Below are 20,099 nucleotides of genomic sequence, written 5' to 3' on the forward strand. Positions count from 1 at the left end.
ATCATCCCATCCCGAAAAATTGCTTCATTTTTTTGATGATACCCGGCTTTTCTTCCAGTGAAATAAGCGGAACCGTATCCCCTAGAATCCGTCTGGCAATATTCCGATATGCCAGTGCTGCCCGGGAATCCGGATTCATGACCGTCGGCTCGCCGGAGTTCGCCGCTTTGATGACCTGCTCATCATCGGGAACGATCCCCAGCAGATCGATGGCCAGAATCGAGCAGATTTCATCAATGTCGAGCATCTCGCCCTTTTTGACCATGCTTCCTTTGATCCGATTGATGATCAGCTTCGGAGACTCCACATTCTCCTTCTCCAGCAGCCCGATAATCCGGTCGGCATCCCGGACGGCCGCATTCTCCGGCGTAGTCACGACAATCGCCTTATCGGCCCCGGCTACCGCATTTTTGAAGCCCTGTTCGATTCCCGCAGGGCAATCAATAATGACGAAGTCAAAATCCTTCTTCAGCTCCAGAACGATATCGCGGACATTCTCCGGCGTGACCGAATGCTTGTCGCTGGTTTGAGCGGCCGGCAGAAGGTACAGTTCCTCAAAGCGCTTGTCCTTGATCAATGCCTGTTTCAGCCGGCAGCGCCCTGCCGCGACATCCACCAGATCATAGATGATGCGGTTCTCCAAGCCCATGACGACGTCCAGGTTGCGCAAGCCAATGTCCGTATCAACCATGCACACTTTCTTGCCTTGGAGGGCCAAGGCGGTACCGACATTGGCGGACGTCGTCGTTTTGCCCACACCGCCTTTACCGGAAGTGACGACAATTGCCTCTCCCAATATGCTCACTCCGTTTCCCAAATAAATTTAACCCTTGCCCAGATCCGGGCGTATACGCTGGATGTGATAGATCTTGTCTATTTCCATCCTCGCATTTTGAATATAGGCAAATTCCATCAATGCTTCGTCAATGCCCCATTCATCCGGAGGCCTGCTGAAGATGCCGGCAATTCTAAGCTGAGTAGGCCTCATATAAGATGCGGCGATAATGGCTTTCTCATCGCCTTGCGTTCCCGCGTGGGCCATCCCCCGCAGGGAACCCATCACAAAAATGTCACCCGTCGAAAGAATGCTTCCCCCCGGATTGACATCACCGAGCAGCATTACATTTCCTTCATGGGTTACCGTCTGTCCGGAGCGGACGATTCCCGTTATTACCTTTATGCCGCTTGGAAGGATTTCGGGAGGAAGGGCCGGAGAAGCGGAGGTTTCGAACGATTGAATGATCAGATTCCCGTGCTGTCCGATCAATTCCCTAATCTGTTCTTGCTCCGCTTCATTGATAACCCTTTTCCCTAATTTAACATAGACTCGTATGAGAGGACCGGACAAGATCTTATGATGCGTCTTCTCGAGTTTATGCTGCAACTCTTCCAGCAAATCCGTTAAGCGGCAGGTGTCGTCCAGAACGAACACCAGTCCGTCCTTAACTCCTTTTATCGTAACATGATGTTTGGTTGCAGTCATGTTCCTTCCCTACCTCCTGCCCTAACAATTCCATTCGCTAGGCTGCTTTTCCTTCCCCGGCCGTGAAATTATTCCTTCTCCCGCTTCTGAAGCTTCCGAATGTTGTCGAGCCACCTTCTCATCGGCACGTAAATAACGAGCGCAAACAACAGGTTAATAAAAACAGTAGGCAGCATAATATGCATAAATGCCCACTGGGGATCGATTAACCGGATTTGAGCTACCCGATAGATTCCGTAGATGATCCATTCAAACAGCAAGCTTCCGGTCACGACGATGAAGAGACTCGTCATTATATTCGCTTGCGAACGAAACGGAATAATCCCGCTTAAATAGCCTACAGCGCCCATGGCCATACAGTAGACTCCCAACATTGGGCCGTAATAGACAATATCGTGCAGCAGGCCGAAGCCAAGCCCATAAGCGAGGCCCCAGCTTTTATTGAGGTAGATTCCGATAAACATAACCGCTACCAGAACCAAATGAGGAGATACGACCACCTGCAGTTGCCAGGAGGGGGGAATGATCCATTTCATCACCGTTCCCTCCAGAACGAATAACAGCAGCAGCAGCAATGTCAGTTTATGGCGTCCCATCGCTTCACCTCGGGTCCTGAACTTCCACGACCATAAGCTCGCTGAGATGGCGGAAAGTGGCTGCCGGTTTGATTTTGGCTACATAGTTGATTCCGAAATCCCCGTCCTCTTTAGATACGACGGTGCCTATCTCAATTCCTTTCGGAAAGACAAGCCCCATTCCGGACGTAATGATCGTATCGCCTTCGGCAAGATCGTCGTTAGTGTCAATATTGGTCATGATAAGCAATTGTGATTCGTGATCATAGCTTTGAATAATTCCGAATGATTTCTCTTTGCCTTTGACCGTAGCGGCAATAGCCTTCGATTGATTATTCGTTGCATCGAGCTCTGTCAACAGCTGCACGCTGGAAGTAAACTCGGACACTTTATCAATACGCCCCACCAGACCATGGACCGAAATTACAGCCATGTCCTTGCGAATCCCGTCTCTTTCTCCTAAATCGATGTTGACGACGCTGGTATAAGGATCAGCGCTCATTGCGTAGACTTGAGCCACATGATACTTATAGTTGTCCAAGCCCTTCTGCCTTTCGGTAAACTCCAGCAGTTCCTTCAAATTTTTGTTATCCGACTCCAGCTTGTTCAATCTCATCGTATCTCGGGCGTAATGAGAAAGCGTCTCTTTGAGCACCTTGTTTTCTTTATACAAGTTTTTCAACTCGCGGATATCCTGAAAGAAACCCGCTATCGCTTGAGCGGGTCTGTTGAATAGCCCTTGGGTCCAGGATACTGTATCTTTAACAAATTTCTCAGGCCAGGTCATTCCAGGTCTCAACATCGTTAAGCCCATCAAAATAACGAAGATGATCAAGGAAACCAAAAGGACAACAATTTTTTTGTTTCCCATAAATTTGAACAAACCGATCCACCTTCTAATCTATCGTTATTTTAGCGTCTAACCCGACCCCCGGCTGTAGATTTGGCTTTGAATAAATGGATATTGTCAAGCGCCCTGCCTGTTCCAATAGCGACACAATCGAGAGGATTCTCAGCGACCATAACCGGCATCCCGGTCTCTCTGGACAGCAGCTTGTCCAAATTACGAAGCAACCCGCCTCCTCCGGTCAGCACAATGCCGCGGTCCATAATATCGGCCGCCAGCTCCGGAGGACACTTCTCCAACGTAACCTTAACCGCATCCACGATACTGTTAACCGGATCCGACAACGCTTCAGCAATCTCCTCCGAAGTGACGGTCATCGTTTTGGGCAATCCGCTCACCAGGTCGCGTCCCCTGATTTCAATCGTCTCGCTTTTTTCCATCGCAATGGCTGACCCGATTTCGATTTTCATCGTTTCGGCAGTCCGTTCCCCGATCATTAAATTGTACATTTTCTTAATATATTGGGTAATCGCCTCATCCAGATCATCTCCGGCAATACGGATCGAACGGCTGGTAACGATGCCTCCGAGCGAAATGACGGCGACCTCCGTCGTTCCTCCACCGATATCCACGACCATGCTTCCCGTCGGCTCCCAAACCGGCAAATCGGCTCCGATAGCGGCCGCGAAAGGCTCCTCGATCGTAAACGCTTCACGGGCGCCGGCCTGCTTCGTTGCATCCTCCACCGCCCGTTTCTCTACGGCAGTGATTCCCGACGGCACGCAAACCATAACGCTGGGATGGCGCTGAAACAGTGAACGCTGCTTCATTGCTTGACGGATAAAATATTTGATCATCGTTGCCGTTGTCTCAAAATCAGCGATAACTCCGTCCTTCATTGGACGAACCGCACGAATATTTCCCGGAGTCCGGCCGATCATTTTCTTGGCGGCCTCTCCCACTGCTTCTATAGTTTTTGTATCGGTACGCAGGGCAACGACAGACGGCTCCCTGACGACAATTCCTTTTCCTTTGACATAGACAAGGGTGTTGGCCGTTCCCAGGTCAATCCCCAGGTCTTTAGAAAATCCACCAAACATATATTTGAGGCTCCCTTCCTGCAATTCAACTGCATTTAATCATTATATTACATATACCCTTTTTCCTTCAAACTGATATAGCCCCGGTCTCCAATGATCACATGATCCAGTACGTCAATTCCAATAATCTGTCCGGCCTCCGCCAGCCTCCGGGTCATCTGAATGTCTTCGGGACTCGGAGTCGGATCACCGCTGGGATGATTATGTACACAAATTATGGACGCGCTGCTTCTGCGAATAGCCGCCAGGAAAACTTCTCTCGGATGAACGAGGGAAGCGTTAAGAGTGCCGATCGACAGCGTCTCCTGCGCCAGCACATGATTCTTGGTATTTAGAAACAAACAGACAAAATGCTCCTTCTGCAAATATCTTAGATCCTCGGAGAGCAAGGAGTAGACATCCTGCGGGGAACGAATCGTAACGGTTTCTTGAAGGGACGAAGCCGCCAGTCTCCGCCCAAGCTCTATCCCTGCCTTAAGCTGCAGAGCCTTGGCCAAGCCGATTCCTTTCGTCTCCATCATTTCGTCGATACTCATTCCGACCAGCCCGCGTAAAGAGCCCGCCTCCTGCAAAATGCGCTGGGCAAGCTGCACCGCCGACTCACGGTAGGTTCCCGTTCGTAACAATATAGCCAGCAACTCCGCATTGCTGAGTGCCTGAGCCCCATACTGCTGCATTCGTTCTCTAGGTCTGTCCTCATGGGGAATCTCGCGCAAAGTCATCGTTTGAGATTCCATTCTCTCCACTTCCTTGTCAGGATATTTTGAGCATTCCGATGATTAACGTCTTTTTCGAACGCTGGTAGCAAAGCTTCTCCAGTCCAAACCTTCACTTCTTTCCTTTGAACACGGCGCTTGCGGCAATGGATACATTGCCTACAGAACTTCGATATTAAAGGAATAAAGCATATCAGCCAGCAGATTTAACGACAGTCCGACTACGTTAAAATAATCCCCCTCGATCGCCTCGACCATCGTCGCCCCCAAGCCCTGTATGGCATAGGCTCCGGCTTTATCCATAGGTTCCCCTGTCTCGATATAGCGGTCAATTTGCCGTTCGCTGAGCGGCTTCATGGTGACTCTCGTCATCCGATGGGCCGTAAGCGACCGGCCTGACCCTGCCTCAATGCATGTGATTCCGGTAAATACGTGATGCGTATTGCCCTGGAGCATGCTGAGCATCCGCCGGGCATCCTCCCGATCGGCCGGCTTGCCGAGCGGTTCTCCGTTGTAAACAACGATCGTATCCGACCCGACAATAATTTGCCTGCCCGGGTAGGACGGCACCCGTTCGTATACGGCCCTGGCTTTTCTCTCTGACAAGGTTTCGACGATCTCCGCCGGGGTTAAATGATCTGCAACCGTTTCGTCTGCTTCACTGGCCACTATCTCATATGGAAGACCGAGAGCACGGATCAATTCCTGTCTGCGCGGCGAAGTGGAAGCAAGAATAAGACGGCTCGCTGCTGTTGGTTCCACTGCTAATCCTCCCTGGGGAATGGTCCGGTGGCCCGATCACCCGTACCGAAGAAAAGAAGCCGGTCCTCGGCGCTGTCTCGGTAGATCCGGTATGGGGGACGGGACGAGAGCCCGAAAGCACCCCGCCGTCCTCTGAGCATTAGAGCTTCCGATAGATCCAGACGGCCAGAATAATCCCTAATATGCTTATCAAATTTAGTTTGATCTGAATATACAAATCATATTTGATAATTTGTAAATCCGCTTTGGGCTGCCAAACGATATCGGCTGATTTTGTCAAAAATGACAGAGCTTGTACCGGTGCCAGCAGCTGCGTTACGATAGCCGCGGCTATAAGGCCGACCAGCAAAAACAATATCAAAGTGAACATGTTTTTCTTCATCAACCAGCATCCCTTGCGATAAACTTACAAACCATATTTCATATTATACGGGTTAACGAATGTCAATACAATGAATGTCGAAAAGATTCGTCTTTTCCCGGAATGATTGTCGAAATAAGGAAGAAACGAGCGGTTTAGGGCGTTTTTTACCCCTTTCCTCCCGTTTCGATAACAGATCGGTCTGCGATTTCCCATAAAATGGACCAAAAATAATTTCACATTGAGACACATGCCTTTGAAGCTTATTATGGATACTTTGCAGGGAGTGGAACCTTCAAAGCTAATTCCGTCCGTAACCTTACAGGGGCGGGGTCTATAGCTTCCTCTAGACGCGGTCGCTCTTCTTGCCTTGCTTCGATAAAGGTTTATACAGGAGTTACGAGGTACCAAATTATAAAAAAAATTCCGCTGCGCCCGTGCGGAATATCCGACCGGTGCAGCAGAACATGTTATTTCACCGCAATAGTCTCCAGCAGCTGCTTCTCCGTTAGAACGAAATTCATCAAGCTGGTCTGAGCCTCCCAGAGCATAGAGGTGGAAGGATTTTTCGTATATTGGTCAATCGATTGAAGCGCGGTGTTCATTGCCTGATCCAGCTTCTGCAGGATCGGCTTGACCTCTTCGGATGCTTCTTTGGCCACGGTAGAAGCGGCGCCGCTCCAACCCTCATGCCTCTCCTTGAGGGATTGCAGACTATTGCTGTCCATAGGAGTGGGACTTTCTTCTTCCAGATGGACTGCCGTCATCCCGCTGATGATCTGTACCATTTGATCGGACAATGCCAAGTAGTTTTCCAGCCCTTCAATGCTGCCCGGCCAATTCACTTTAGTCAAAGCCGGCAGGGAGTAATTTTTAACATAGATTTCGATTTGCCGTCCCTGCAGTTCCTTGCCCAAATTAAGCGCGTCATTCCGGTCGGCTGCGATACCGGCATATACATAATGCTTGTCGGTTTGCTCCGTCACCCCGGCAAGCCCCTTGCTGCGCAAATCCTCCTGGGCTGTCTGCGCCCCTTCCGCGCTGCTGAATATTCCGTTTTGCAATACGGAATAGGTTTTGGCTGCGATATTGACATCCGCTCCGCCGGCTGTCGTCTGAACGGCCGCTTCGAGCGATCCGTTCTCCGCTTGCCCGGCGGCACCTGCCGGATCGGCGGCTTCAGGCCCATTGGCGGCCGCAGCGGCTGGTGGCCCTTGCTCAGCCTGACCTTTCGTTCCGGGCTCTGTTGGAACCACCGGCTTGTCAAACATCGATAACACGAAAAATCCGAGCAGCACTCCGGTAGCCACAGCGGCGGCCACAGAGCTTATAATTTTCACCCATGGCGGCTTGGAATAACGGACATATCTTGTCGTAGTCACCACGGGCTGCTCCTCGTAGGGCGGTATGTACGCTCCGTTCCATCTTTCCTGCCGATGGTCCGTCTGTTCCTCTTCTATAATGGGAGTATGAGGGACGTTATAATCGGGAGCACGGTTTACTTCCGGATGATTTCTTTCGTTCGTTTCCCTGATCATCCGTTCTATTCTTTCCGTCTCCTCGTCAAAAGGGCTTTTCCAGGTGCCAAAATCGCTTGTATATTGGTTGAGACGGGACGGGCTTTCTTCCACCACTTGATACTCCTCTTGGTGAAGAGGGATGACCGCAGGCGGCTCGCTCTGCCGCTGGCGCTCCCCGCGCCGATTCGATTCGTTGTCCAAACGGTATGTGATCCGCGCTTTATTCATTGATTTCTCCCCTTGTTCTTCTTGGTAATACTAGCCTATGACCCGTCCAAGTAAAATATGAGAGAGAAAATATTTTCGCAGAAATATAGCAAAACCCCTTTTCTTCTCAAGAGAAAAGGGGCAGAGAATATAGGTCGGTGCGGCATCCCGCGCAAACTCGGTTATTCGTGTTAAAGTTACTGAACCTTCTGTCTGGGAGGGTTCCACTCCTTGGCCAGCCGGTCGGCAATCATCCAAATATCGCCGGCTCCCATCGTAAGCACGAGATCGCCCGGCTGTACCCGGTCTAACAAAAGATCCAGCACCTCTTCATTAGTCGGTACATAACTCACGTTCGGGTTGCTGTTCTTGCGGATTAATTCAACCAGCTTCGCGGAAGTAATTCCTTCGATTTGGGCTTCACCCGCCGGGCTGTAGATGTCCGTAATAATCACCTCATCGGCCAGCCCGAAAGCACGGCTGAACTGCTCAAACAGGAAGAAGGTCCGGGTGTAGCGCTGTGGCTGGAACACCGCAATGATGTTCTTCCCCGTCGCCTTGGCCGCATGAATGGTCGCTTCAATCTCCGTAGGATGATGGGCGTAATCGTCGATAATCAGCACATCGTCGATTTCTCCAAGCACTTGGAAACGGCGCTTGGCTCCGCGGAATTCGGTGATCGCTTCCGCCACTTGATCGAAGGTAAGCCCCGCTTCCATACAAGTGATTAAAGTGGCCAAGGCATTGTATACGTTATGTTTGCCGGGAACCGACAGCCGGATTCGTCCTAACCGCTCACCTTTGCGCCGGACATCGAACGAAACCTTGCGGTCCCCGAGCTGCAGATCGGATGCAGCATAATCGGCTTTCTCGTCGAAGCCGTAAGTAATGACATCGCTCCGGATGCTGGGCAGCAGTTCCTGCAGATTTTCGTCATCGTAACAAACGATGGCCTTCCCGCCTTCCTTCACCTGAGACAAAAATTGAGCGTACGCCTGCTTAAGCTTATTGAAATCGCCGTCATAGTTTTCCAGATGATCCGCCTCGATATTGGTCACAATCGCCAGAACCGGGTGGTACTGCAAGAAAGAACCGTCGCTCTCGTCCGCTTCGGCAATCACGAACTCTCCCTGTCCGGCCTTGGCATTACTCCCGAGATTCATGATTTCCCCGCCGATGATATAGGTCGGGTCTTGCTGACACCGTTCCATCACCAGAGCGATCATAGAGGAGGTCGTTGTCTTGCCGTGCGCCCCCGCTACAGCCACGCCCTTCCGTTCGTTCATCAGACGGGCGAGCATCTGGGCACGGTGCAGAATGGGAATGCGCAGCTCCTCCGCCTTGCGCATCTCGACATTATCCTTCGGCAATGCAGTCGAATAAACGACCAGGTCGGCCCCCCGAACATGGTCCGCCTCATGTCCGATAAAAACCCGGGCTCCGCCTGCCTCCAGCTTCTCCGTCAATTCCTTGCGGGCCAAGTCGGACCCCGACACGTTATACCCCATTTCCAGCATCACCTTGGCGATAGCGCTCATCCCATACCCGCCGATGCCGATAAAATGAACATGCTCTGAAGTGTTCACGATGTGCTCACCAACCTTTTTCAGATTCAGATTGATACAATATCCATGAACGGACATCAGAAATTAAATACAGGGTTCCGGAAACGACAGCCAAATCCTCGGGACCGGTTCTGGCTCGCAACATTTCCAATGCCTTCTTCCAATCCGGCTCTACGGTAATCTCCGTCTCCCGTCCCAGCCCCTGAAGAACTTCGCGGGCGGTGACGGCCAGATCCTCTGCCTTCTGCCTCTTGCGGAAGTCAGGCTCCGTCAAGATGATGGAATCTGCCAAAGGCAGTATATGCCCAAAGTACTCGAAATGCTCCTTCGTGGACAGCATGCCGATCATCAGATGAAGCTTACGGTATGTGTATACCGAAGCCAATGCATGGGCCAGCGATTCCGCTCCTTCGGGATTGTGGGCTCCATCCAGCAGCAGAGGCGGTTGGTCCGAGACCAGCTCGAGCCTTCCCGGCCATTCCGTCTCCAGCATCGCCGCATACAGATCCTCTTCTTCCACGATCAAAGCATAATATTGCCGAAGCACCTCAATCGCCATCAATGCTACGGCTGCGTTCTTATACTGATGATATCCATTAAGGGATATGGTTAAACCCGGGATCTCCCGAAACGGGCTGCGGAAATCGAACTTCTGACGGTTCAATTCGGTCGACAGCTCTCTGTAATCGAACTCCCGCCCCAACAAATACAGCGAGGAACGCTTGTCTCTGCATACCTGCTCGATGACCGCAACGGCCTCCGGCTGCTCGACGGCCGAGATGACCGGGACGCCCGGCTTAATGATCCCGGCCTTCTCCATGGCGATCTTATCCAGCGTATTTCCCAACACGTCCATATGGTCATGTCCGACATTGGTAATGATCGATACGACAGGAAATACGATATTCGTCGAATCCAGCCTTCCGCCCAGACCGGTTTCCCAAACGACATAATCGGGATAAGTCACCGTAGCGAAGTAGAGAATGGCCAGAGTCGTCGTAATTTCGAACATGGTCGGATGGCCAAGCTCGGTAGCGGCCATTTCATCGGCAAGCGGTTTGATGCGATTGGCGAGCATCAATAGCTCCTCTTCGCCAATATCCTGCCCGTTAAAGCGGAGGCGGTTTGTGAACTTCTCCATATACGGTGAAGTGAAAGTACCCACTGCGTACCCGTTACGAAGCAGCACTTTGGTCAAAAAAGCGCAGGTCGAGCCTTTGCCGTTCGTTCCGGCTACATGAATAAATTTAAGCCTCCGCTCCGGATGGCCGAGCTTCTCCATGAACGTTTCCATCCGTTTGAGCCCCGGCCGGATCCCCATAGGCATAAGCCCGGTAATCCATTCGACGGCCTCGGCATAGGTTTGAAAGCTTGAGCTTGAATGCTCACTCGTTCGATTCATTGTTCTCATCCCTTTAATATATGAAGTAAAGGCCTCGGTTTGACAGGTTCAGAATCCCAATGGGCCTGCTGCAATCAGGAAGACTTCAATTCGTTAAGCCGAGCAATCACTTTATCCCGTTTATCCGAATAATCGGCCAGCTTCGCTTTCTCTTCTTCAATGACCTTCGCCGGGGCCTTCGCGATAAATCCTTCGTTGGCGAGCTTCTTCTCAACCCGGTTGACTTCCGCATGAAGCGTCTGCAGTTCCTTCTCCAGGCGCGCGATTTCCTGAGACAGATCAATCAGGCCTGCCAGAGGCAAGTAAATTTCCGCCCCGGTGACCAATGCCGTCATCGCCTTGTCCGGATTGGCCAGATCGGTGTCGATCACAAGCAGCGAGGTGTTCGAGAAGCGGCGCAGGTATTCTTCATTCCTGTCCAGAATCGCTTTGGCTTCCGAATGAACCGGCTTGATCAGCAGCTCGACCTTCTTGCTCATCGGCACATTCACTTCCGCACGAATGTTGCGAACGGAGCGGATGATCCCCATTAACAGCTCCATTTCCTTAACGGCTTCCGGCGCTTCGAATGTTTGCTGCTCCTTAGGCCACGGTGCCAGAGTGATGGTCTCCCCTTCGTGAGGAAGATGCTGCCAGATCTCTTCGGTAATGAACGGCATGAACGGGTGCAGCAGTCGAAGAGTCCGATCCAGCACGTAAGCAAGCACCGACTGCGTATTTTTCTTCGCTTCCGGGTCCTGGCCGTATAAGGACAGCTTGCTGAATTCGATATACCAATCACACAGGTCATCCCATATGAAGTTATAGAGCAGGCGGCCGGTCTCCCCAAAATCATAATGGTCGATCGCCCTCGTCACATCCCTTGCCGTCTCGTTAAGCCGGTGCAGAATCCAGCGGTCGGCCGTTCCGAGGCTGCCGCTAAGGTCGACATCCTCCGCCCGGAAGCCTTCGAGATTCATCAGCGCGAAGCGGGAGGCATTCCAGATTTTATTGGCAAAGTTGCGCGCCTGCTCCACCCGCTCCCATCGGAAGCGGAGGTCATGTCCCGGTGTGCTTCCGGTCGAGATCATGAAGCGCATGGCATCGGCGCCGTACTTCTCCACCACCTCCAACGGATCTACTCCGTTGCCCAGCGATTTGGACATTTTGCGCCCTTCGGCATCGCGTACGAGCCCGTGCATCAAGACATCCTTGAACGGAATCCGGTCAGTGAACTCGAGGGCACTGAAGATCATTCTCGCTACCCAGAAATAGATGATGTCATAGCCGGTCACCAGCACATTCGTAGGATAATATCGTTCAAGGTCAGCGGTTTTCTCCGGCCAGCCCAGAGTGGAGAACGGCCACAGCGCCGAGCTGAACCAGGTGTCGAGTACATCTTCATCCTGCTGAAGCTTCGTGCCGCCGCATTGAGAGCATTGGGTGATCTCTTCCCGGGCAACATGAACCTCGCCGCAATCCCTGCAGTGCCAAGCCGGAATCCGGTGTCCCCACCATAGCTGGCGCGAGATGCACCAATCGCGGACGTTTTCGATCCAATTCATGTATATTTTCTCGAACCGATCCGGCACAAAACGCACTCCTTGGCCCGATTTCTGAACCTCGATCGCTCTTTGGGCCAACGGCTTCATATTAACAAACCATTGGGTGGACAAATATGGCTCCACGACCGCGCCGCTGCGCTCGCTATGTCCTACCTGATGAACATGCTCCTCGATCTTGACCAGCACGCCCGCTTCCTTCATATCCGCAACAATCTGCTTGCGGCAGTCAAAACGGTCCATGCCCTGATACTTGCCTGCGTTCTCGTTCATCGTCCCGGATTCGTCCATAACGAGAATTTGCGGAAGCTGGTGGCGCTGTCCCACCTCGAAGTCATTCGGATCGTGGGCAGGAGTGATTTTCACCGCGCCGCTTCCGAATTCCTTCTCGACATATTCATCGGCGATGACCGGGATTTCCCGGCCGATGATCGGCAGAATCAATGTTTTGCCAATCATGTGCTTATAGCGCTCGTCCTCCGGATGAACGGCGACTGCCGTATCTCCAAGCATCGTTTCCGGCCGGGTCGTGGCAACGATGATCGAACCGCTTCCGTCTTTTAACGGATAGGAGAGATGGTACAGGTTGCCTTGAACCTCCTTGTACTCCACCTCAATATCCGACAGAGCCGTTCTCGCCGCGGGGTCCCAGTTAATGATATATTTGCCGCGATAGATCAGCCCTTTCTCATACAGGGAAACGAATACTTCACGAACCGCATTGGACAGCCCTTCATCCAGAGTAAACCGCTCGCGGGAATAATCCAGGGAGAAGCCCATCTTGGCCCACTGCTCGCGAATGGTGTTCGCATAGAGCTCCTTCCATTCCCATACCTTCTCGAGGAAGGCCTCTCGCCCGAGATCGTACCGGGACTGCCCTTCCTCGCGCAGCTTCTGCTCCACCTTGGTTTGGGTGGCGATACCGGCATGGTCGGAACCCGGCAGCCACAGGGCATCGTAGCCCTGCATCCGTTTGGTTCGAATAAGTATATCCTGCAGGGTAAAGTCCAGGGCATGACCGATATGAAGCATTCCGGTCACGTTCGGCGGCGGGATAACGATCGTATACGGTTCCGCATCCGGCCGCTGTCCCGCTTTGAAATATTCTCCCTTCATCCAATAATCGTACCATTTTTGCTCCGCCGCTTTAGGATCGTATGTGGTAGGCATTTCGATCGACGGCTGATTGACTTTCGTTTCACTCATTTCACCTATACCTCCTGTCTATTCAACACAAAATCCCGCCTCAAAGTGACGCGCGGCCTTCACAGCTTATCCCGTCCGCCCCCTTACAGGGTCGGGTCTAAACCTTCCTCTACTCGCGGGCAGGCTTTACTCTGCTTCGGAAAGGGTTTTTCCAATACTTTGCGATGCACAAAAAAACCTTTCGCCGCAAAGGACGAAAGGGTTTCTTCCGTGGTACCACCTTAATTCCGCGCAAGAATACACGCGGCACTTGAACAGATAACGGCTGCGGCCGGCAGATAAACGATGAACGTCTCATAGGACGACCGCTTGTCTGCAACTCCAGGGCGACTTTCGAACAGTTACATCCTGTGAAGCCTTACAGCCCAGGGCTTCACTCTCTGAAGGGTTGGCTGTCTACTCCTCCCTTTCCTCGTCTTGTTAAGGATATTCGGTTGTCCAACGGGATGCTTTCCCTTATGCTCCCCTAATATTCGAGAAGCTTACATATAGACTATGATAAACATATTCGACGGGTGAGTCAATATTTTCACGATTTCCCCACGAAACAGCATATCCGGGCTTGTCCTTCTCATAAACTTAGTCATACAAGAGAACCTTTAAGGGAGGGAAACCGGCGATGCAGCGGTGGTGGTGGAAAGTACGGGTTACTGTCAGAGCAGTGCTATTCCCGTTAATTTGCGTACAATTTGTCCGAACGTTACTGCTTCCCAATCCTCTGGATGTTTTTATTTTGTTTGCTTTCTTCTTGCTTTACCTCGGTTTTTTATTCGATATGTACTGAAGCATCAGAATGCAGTCTGAGTCGGAACGGTAAGACCAAGGATGTCTCCATCCGGCCAAAAAGTAGATAAGCCCCCTGGCTTCCAATGGAAACCAGGGGGCTTATTATTTACCGTCCAGCCTGAATCAAGGAATGTAGAGCACCTGTCCTTCTTCAATCTGCTGATCGCCGAGTCGGTTATACAAAATAATCTCGCGGGGATTGATCTTGTATCGTTCCGCGATGGTCTCAATGGTCTCTTCCTTCTGCACAATACACATACGCATGCGCTTAAATTGCTGCCCGGTATCTTCTGTACGGCTGAACAGGCGTTTCCACTCGACTCCATCCGAGGATGAAGGCGGGCCTGCCTCCGTCTGCTCTCTCATCTCCGGTTGAGGGGACTCCAGCTCGATAATGTCCGTCTTATGGATCAGATTGGCGAGATTATAAGACGGGGAGGCTTCGGAGGCCGATTTTTTACCGAAAGCGATCTTCAGCTCCTGCTTCTCTTCGGGCATCGACACGGCAATCGTTTCTACCGCTTCCTCATTCGTCTCCGCACTTGCTTCCTCATTGGCTTCTGCAATCGATTCGATATTCGCTTCTACGTTCGCTTCCGCATTTGATTCCACATTCGATTCCGCAGATACGGGTTCGCCGGAGGCCTTATTTTCCTCCCATACAGGCTCTTCCGCCTTTTTTTCTCCGGTAATGCCTTCTGTACGGTCTGAGCCGGAAGGGGAAGGCAGATCCGATGCAGAGGGGCGGTGATTCGGCTCGAAAGATGGCTGCTGCACCTCCGGCACTTCCGGAGAGGCGAATGCGGTAGCGGTCTCTGAGCTTTCCGCCGGCTCCTCATACGGTTCCTCGTCGGGTGCGGATGCTTCCTCCAAGCTCTCCTCTGCATTGGAATCGGGGACTGCCTGAGCACGGGAGGTAAAGAAGCTGTCCGACCAGGAGTAGCTTTCCCTCTCGCGTGCAGCAGACTCCTCTTCCCCGGCTTGCTCGGTATTTTCCTTAGGCAGACTGTCCATACGTTCCGGAGGCGCGGAGCGGAAAGATACCGCTATAGTTTCCGTCTTGTCCGAGTCATCCCCGTCTTGTAGAACAGACCGCTGATCCTCCGGCTCTACCCTGACTTCTTCCGCCAGGAAATCCGGCCGCTGCGGTTCTTCCTGTCCCGAATCCGCGAACTCCGGTTCCACGGCCTGCGGCCGGGTCCGTGCCTCTTCGAGGTTGACCTCAATGCCTTCTGTGTCCGGTGAGGGCAAGTCAACGTCGCCCGCCCCTTCTTCATCCGCAGACTGGCGGGAATCGGTATCCGCCGGACCTTCCTGCACTTCCTCCTGGTCCTTGTCCTCGGCCCGATGGACAACGACAAACTCCTCTTCTTCCTTCCACAGTTCGTCCTGCTTGGATGTCATTTCGATCCCGTGCAGCGATAACACGCCGGTTACATTCAGGCTGCGTGCCGATAAGACATCTATATCGAAATTTTCAATTTCGACGGCAATATCCTCCAGACGGTGAATGCGGTTCATAGGCAGTGTAATTTCAACGGGAATAAAATGCTCCAACGTTCTGCTCTCTTCACCGCTGTCGCCCAAGTATGTACCGGTCAACCACAGATTTCCTTTTAAAACAGCCTGTTCGCCTTCTTGAAGCACCTGAATGTGCGGGATCATTTCGATTTCATCAAGCTCTTGAATGCCAGCCAGGCTTTCATCCAAGTGCACCCGTTCGTAAATGTCGAAGCGCAACCCGCTTTGATGCTCGGTCACCCTGACTCCTCCCTTCATGGTTCGAGACTTTCCTTGCTCAATCCATTTATATGGGAAACCTCGAGGGTGCATGCCACATTTTTTCCCGGGTGCTTGAGCCGGGCGCTTTTCTCATTGAACCGATTTCCGAAAAGGACTAACTGCGGGAACGGGCCTGAATCAAGGTAAGAAAATCATCCGGTAAAGGTGCTTCGGCCTGAATGATCTCTCCGGTAAGAGGATGGGGAAAATAAATCGCCTGGCCATGCAGAGCCTGGCGGGAAATCAGCGAATCGGCCTTCCCGTATAAGGCATCCCCGGTGATGGGATGGCCCTTATAGCTAAGATGGACCCGAATTTGATGGGTCCGCCCGGTCACCAGCTCGAGCCTAAGCAGAGAGGCCGTCCCGCAGCGGTCGATCGTTTCGTAGCGGGTAACCGCCGGCTGGCCGGTGGAGCTGACTCTTCTCCGTTTGGCATGGTGCCGGTCCCTGCCGATGGGGGCGCTAATCGTCCCCTTGTCCGGATGGATCCGCCCTTCGACCAATGCCACATAGAAGCGGCGAATGTCCCGGCTGCGCATCGCGGCATCGAGAATCGACTGCGCATATTCATTCTTGGCATAGAGAACAGGCCCTGTCGTATCCTCGTCCAGCCGGTGAATATGTCGCACACGGCAGGCTTGCCCTGTCGATTCATAATAAGCGGCGACAGCGTTAGCCAAAGTGCCCAGCCCGCCCTTGTCTTGGGGATGTACAGGAAGACCGGCAGGCTTATTGACGACAAGACAGTAATCGTCCTCGTACAGAACCTCCAGGGGCAGCCATTCCGGTTCATATCCGCTGCTCTCCTCCGGGAACAACCGGACCAGAGTACGGTTCCCCTGACACCTCACGCCTTCTGTCCGCAGCAAATGGCTGCGCAGCTTGGGCGGAATTCCGAGCCGGATCAGACACTCCTCTGCCGTCGGAGCCTCCCCGGACCCGATAATATCTGCCTCACCCTCTTGCGCTGGCGGATTTCCGGCCCTGGGCCGGTATGTAATCTGCAGCCACTCCCCTTTGCGCACAGTGTTCACTTCGAGCGGATTCCCGAAAACCATATCCCGATCAGCACCAAACCAAACAAGCCCACTACAAGAATTAAATCCAGCGGCAGCCCGGCTATATAATATTTGCTTAGATTCAAACCCGATGACCTCCTGTCCGGCATCAATGTAAAATGACCCCACTAAGTGTCGCAAACCTCCGAAGCGTATTCCGTTCACAATCCACAGAGTCAGCGACTAAACCCTTCCTCCAAAACGCGGTCGCTCTTCTTGCCTTGCTTCGATAAAGGTTTATACATTACTTTGCGGGGAGCTCCCGAAAACAAAGCTTGGCAAGGAATCGGTCCTTGCCAAGACTGGGCTAGCATAATTTAAAATGCGTAAGAGATTCTCTTAAGGGCGAAGGAAGCGACAAGGATGCTTTCGATAAACTTCCCACCCCCGCCGCTGTAGTAAGATCCCTAATATGGTTACAGCCGTTTGAGCGCTTCATAATGCCGTTCGATCGTTGTCTCGATTTCTTGCTCCGTATGCGCAGCGGAGACGAACATTCCTTCGAACTGGGAAGGGGCCACATTCACTCCGAGATCGAGCAGATGGCCGAAATATTTGTTGAACATCGTCAGATCTGAAGTTTTGGCCGTTTCATAATTGTATACTTTCTGATCGGTAAAGAACGGACATACCATGGAGCCGACCCGGTTAATCGTATTCGGTATGCCGAGTTCCTTGGCGTTGGCCGTCATGCCCTCCTCCAGCCGAGCCGCTCTTCTCTCCAGCAGCTCATAAACTTCGGGTGTCAGCAGTTTTAGGGTCGTATAACCCGCGGCCATAGCCAGAGGATTGCCGGACAAGGTGCCCGCCTGATAGATGGGGCCGCTAGGCGCCATCTGCTCCATCAGCTCCCGCTTGCCGCCATAGGCTCCTACCGGGAGACCGCCCCCGATTACCTTCCCGAGACAGGTAAGATCCGGCGTTATCCCATACAGGCCTTGAGCGCTATGGTAGCCGACCCGAAATCCGGTCATGACCTCATCGAAAATAAGCAGAGCCCCGTATTCTGTCGTTACATCACGCAACCCTTGCAGGAAGCCGGGAAGCGGAGGCACTACCCCCATATTGCCGGCAATCGGCTCCACGATAACGGCCGCAATTTGTTCGCCGTATTTCTCGAACGCCAGCTGAACCGAAGCCAGATCGTTATAGGGAACCGTAATTGTATTGGCGGCTACTCCCTCCGGCACTCCCGGGCTGTCCGGCAGCCCCAGGGTCGCTACTCCGGAGCCTGCTTTGATAAGCAGGGAATCCGAATGTCCGTGATAGCTGCCCTCGAATTTCAGGATTTTATTGCGCTTGGTGTACCCTCTGGCCAGCCGGAGAGCACTCATTGTCGCTTCGGTTCCGCTGTTGACCATGCGGACAATATCGACCGAAGGTATCCGTTCCGCCACAAGCTTGGCCATTTCGGTTTCCAGCTCCGTAGGCGCACCGAAGCTGGTGCCTCGCTCGGCTGTCTTCTTGACCGCTTCCACCACTTCCGGGTGAGCATGCCCCATAATAAGAGGCCCCCAGGAGCCGACATAATCGATGAACTCGTTGCCATCGATATCATATATTCTCGACCCTTGCGCCCGATCAATAAAAACCGGGGTCAGCCCAACCGATTTAAAGGCGCGGACCGGACTGTTCACACCGCCCGGAATATACTGCTTCGCCTCTGCGAAAGCAGCTTTGGACTTCGTATCGATTCTACCCTGCGGCTTGTTCACCCTATTCACCTTTCCTTCTTCTTGTGTTATAAACGCGGCCGGCTCATCAGGTCTGCCATTTGCCGGGCCGTTTCTTTACCCTGACGAATACAGTCCGGAAGCCCGACTCCATGGAATCCCGCTCCCGTCAGAAGAAGCCCCGGCAAGAACCTTGCGGCCTCTTCCCGAGCCTGGCGGATGATTTCCAGATGGCCGACCGGATACTGCGGCATGGATTTGGGCAGCCGAGTAATTTCGTAGAATAAAGGCTCCGCCTCAATGCCCGTCAAATCCTTGATGTCCTTGCGGACTCTCCGCATCAGTTCCTCATCGGACAGGCCCATCCATTCCTCCTGTCCGGAACGGCCCACGTAGCAGCGGATAAGCACCTTGCCCTCCGGAGCAGTATGCATCCATTTGGAAGAGGTCCAGGTGCATGCCGTTATGAAACGGCCTTCCTTACGGGGAACTAGAAAGCCTGATCCGTCCAGATCATGCGGAATTTGGCCGGCATCAAAGGCGGATATCACATTGGCGACGGACACGTAGGTCATGCCGCCCAGCTTCTGAACCATTGGAAGATCGGGCAGCACCTTAGAGATGGCGTACGTCGGCATAGCCATGACGATTCCATCCGCATCGAAGCTGTCTCCGTTCTCCAGAATAACGCGCCCTTGCCCTTGACCCAGGCGTTCGACAGCCTTCACTCCCTGCCCGGTCAGAGTCCGTACTCCGGCCTTCTTCAGCGCCTCCTCCAAACCGCGAATCAACGTGGTCAAGCCCTCCCGGTAAGAAAGAAACACACTGTGCCGGACCTCTTCGGGAACGCCGCTAGGAGGAGGGGTCTGCCTCTTGCTCTCACTCATCCCCAGAATAATGCTGCGTTTCTTCTGCTCCAGGGCCTGAAATTGCGGGAAGGTCGCCTGCAGACTGAGTTGATGAGTGTCCCCCGCGTAGATTCCGGCCAGCAGCGGCTCGGCTATGTTATTCAGCACTTCCTTGCCTAATCTGCGTTCCAGAAACCCTCCGAGCGATTCATCCCCCGGTTCCTTCCTGCGGGGAAGCACCAGATCCATGGCCGCCCTTACTTTCCCCCAAGGAGAAATAAGACCGCTCCGCAAGAAAGGCTTCCATTCCGTAGGAATGCCCAGATTAAGTCCCGGAGGCATGCGATGCAGCTTTCCGTTGTTCATAATATAGGTTTTCTTCGCCTTGGGATTGGTTGGAACCAGCTCGTTCTCCAGGCCAAGCTCCCGGGTCAGGTCGATAATCGGAGTTTTGCGGGCCAAGAAGGAATCCGGCCCTTTCTCGATTACAAATCCGTCTCTGGCCAAGGTCCGAACCTTGCCGCCTGTTGAGGGGCTTTTTTCCAGTATAGTGATTTCAGATTTTATCCCGCTTTCCTTCAGGAATTTATCGATATAATAAGCGGTACTAAGCCCGGAAATGCCGCCTCCGATGACGACGATCTTCTTCGGTACGGTCATAGCAA

General features: G+C 52.7%; 16 protein-coding genes and 1 other annotated feature. All 16 genes read right to left on the reverse strand.

Annotated elements, in window-relative coordinates; genetic code table 11:
- Position 1 precedes the first annotated feature (1 nt).
- Entirely contained in the window at positions 2-796 is a 795-nt protein-coding gene (gene minD / locus ACTHRH_RS01955) for a septum site-determining protein MinD (RefSeq protein WP_144938761.1), read from the reverse strand.
- Positions 797-823: 27 nt separating this feature from the next.
- A complete protein-coding gene (locus ACTHRH_RS01960; RefSeq protein ID WP_150959657.1) occupies positions 824-1,483 on the reverse strand; it encodes a septum site-determining protein MinC in 660 nt (219 codons plus the stop codon).
- Between the two features lie 68 nt (positions 1,484-1,551).
- Entirely contained in the window at positions 1,552-2,079 is a 528-nt protein-coding gene (gene mreD, locus ACTHRH_RS01965; protein ID WP_144938767.1) for a rod shape-determining protein MreD, read from the reverse strand.
- Between the two features lie 4 nt (positions 2,080-2,083).
- Positions 2,084-2,941, reverse strand: coding sequence for a rod shape-determining protein MreC (mreC, locus tag ACTHRH_RS01970; protein WP_225312619.1), 858 nt, complete (start codon positions 2,939-2,941; stop codon positions 2,084-2,086).
- Positions 2,942-2,970: 29 nt separating this feature from the next.
- On the reverse strand, positions 2,971-4,005 hold the full coding sequence (locus tag ACTHRH_RS01975) for a rod shape-determining protein (RefSeq protein WP_144938770.1): 1,035 nt from the start codon (positions 4,003-4,005) through the stop codon (positions 2,971-2,973).
- A 47-nt stretch (positions 4,006-4,052) separates the two neighbouring features.
- Positions 4,053-4,742, reverse strand: a complete 690-nt coding sequence (gene radC, locus ACTHRH_RS01980; protein WP_144938773.1) for a RadC family protein — start codon at positions 4,740-4,742, stop codon at positions 4,053-4,055.
- A gap of 138 nt (positions 4,743-4,880) precedes the next feature.
- Positions 4,881-5,483 carry a Maf family protein gene (locus ACTHRH_RS01985; protein ID WP_144938776.1) on the reverse strand — a complete coding sequence of 201 codons (603 nt, stop codon included), beginning with the start codon at positions 5,481-5,483 and terminating at the stop codon, positions 4,881-4,883.
- Between the two features lie 139 nt (positions 5,484-5,622).
- Positions 5,623-5,865 carry a DUF4321 domain-containing protein gene (locus ACTHRH_RS01990; protein WP_144938779.1) on the reverse strand — a complete coding sequence of 81 codons (243 nt, stop codon included), beginning with the start codon at positions 5,863-5,865 and terminating at the stop codon, positions 5,623-5,625.
- 449 nt (positions 5,866-6,314) lie between these two features.
- Positions 6,315-7,592 (reverse strand): SPOR domain-containing protein, encoded by a 1,278-nt coding sequence (locus ACTHRH_RS01995; protein WP_440413814.1) that lies wholly within the window; start codon positions 7,590-7,592, stop codon positions 6,315-6,317.
- A 176-nt stretch (positions 7,593-7,768) separates the two neighbouring features.
- Complete coding sequence (gene murC, locus ACTHRH_RS02000) at positions 7,769-9,157, reverse strand: UDP-N-acetylmuramate--L-alanine ligase (RefSeq protein WP_440413816.1); 1,389 nt, start codon at positions 9,155-9,157, stop codon at positions 7,769-7,771.
- Between the two features lie 7 nt (positions 9,158-9,164).
- Positions 9,165-10,547, reverse strand: coding sequence for a bifunctional folylpolyglutamate synthase/dihydrofolate synthase (locus ACTHRH_RS02005; RefSeq protein WP_370451744.1), 1,383 nt, complete (start codon positions 10,545-10,547; stop codon positions 9,165-9,167).
- 65 nt (positions 10,548-10,612) lie between these two features.
- Complete coding sequence (locus tag ACTHRH_RS02010; RefSeq protein ID WP_379290160.1) at positions 10,613-13,285, reverse strand: valine--tRNA ligase; 2,673 nt, start codon at positions 13,283-13,285, stop codon at positions 10,613-10,615.
- Positions 13,286-13,471: 186 nt separating this feature from the next.
- Positions 13,472-13,707 (reverse strand) — a binding site (T-box leader).
- 487 nt (positions 13,708-14,194) lie between these two features.
- Complete coding sequence (locus tag ACTHRH_RS02015; protein ID WP_186328398.1) at positions 14,195-15,832, reverse strand: LysM peptidoglycan-binding domain-containing protein; 1,638 nt, start codon at positions 15,830-15,832, stop codon at positions 14,195-14,197.
- A 136-nt stretch (positions 15,833-15,968) separates the two neighbouring features.
- Positions 15,969-16,889: an RluA family pseudouridine synthase gene (locus tag ACTHRH_RS02020; protein WP_379290163.1), complete on the reverse strand. Its 921-nt coding sequence runs from the start codon at positions 16,887-16,889 to the stop codon at positions 15,969-15,971.
- Between the two features lie 440 nt (positions 16,890-17,329).
- The gene (gene hemL, locus ACTHRH_RS02025; protein ID WP_144938870.1) at positions 17,330-18,628 is read right to left on the reverse strand and encodes a glutamate-1-semialdehyde 2,1-aminomutase; all 1,299 of its coding nucleotides are present in this window, start codon (positions 18,626-18,628) and stop codon (positions 17,330-17,332) included.
- Positions 18,629-18,654: 26 nt separating this feature from the next.
- On the reverse strand, positions 18,655-20,094 hold the full coding sequence (gene hemG / locus ACTHRH_RS02030; protein WP_144938799.1) for a protoporphyrinogen oxidase: 1,440 nt from the start codon (positions 20,092-20,094) through the stop codon (positions 18,655-18,657).
- Positions 20,095-20,099: the final 5 nt, after the last annotated feature.

The sequence above is a fragment of the Paenibacillus sp. SAFN-117 genome (assembly GCF_051966115.1).
Lineage (GTDB): Bacteria > Bacillota > Bacilli > Paenibacillales > NBRC-103111 > Paenibacillus_L > Paenibacillus_L residui.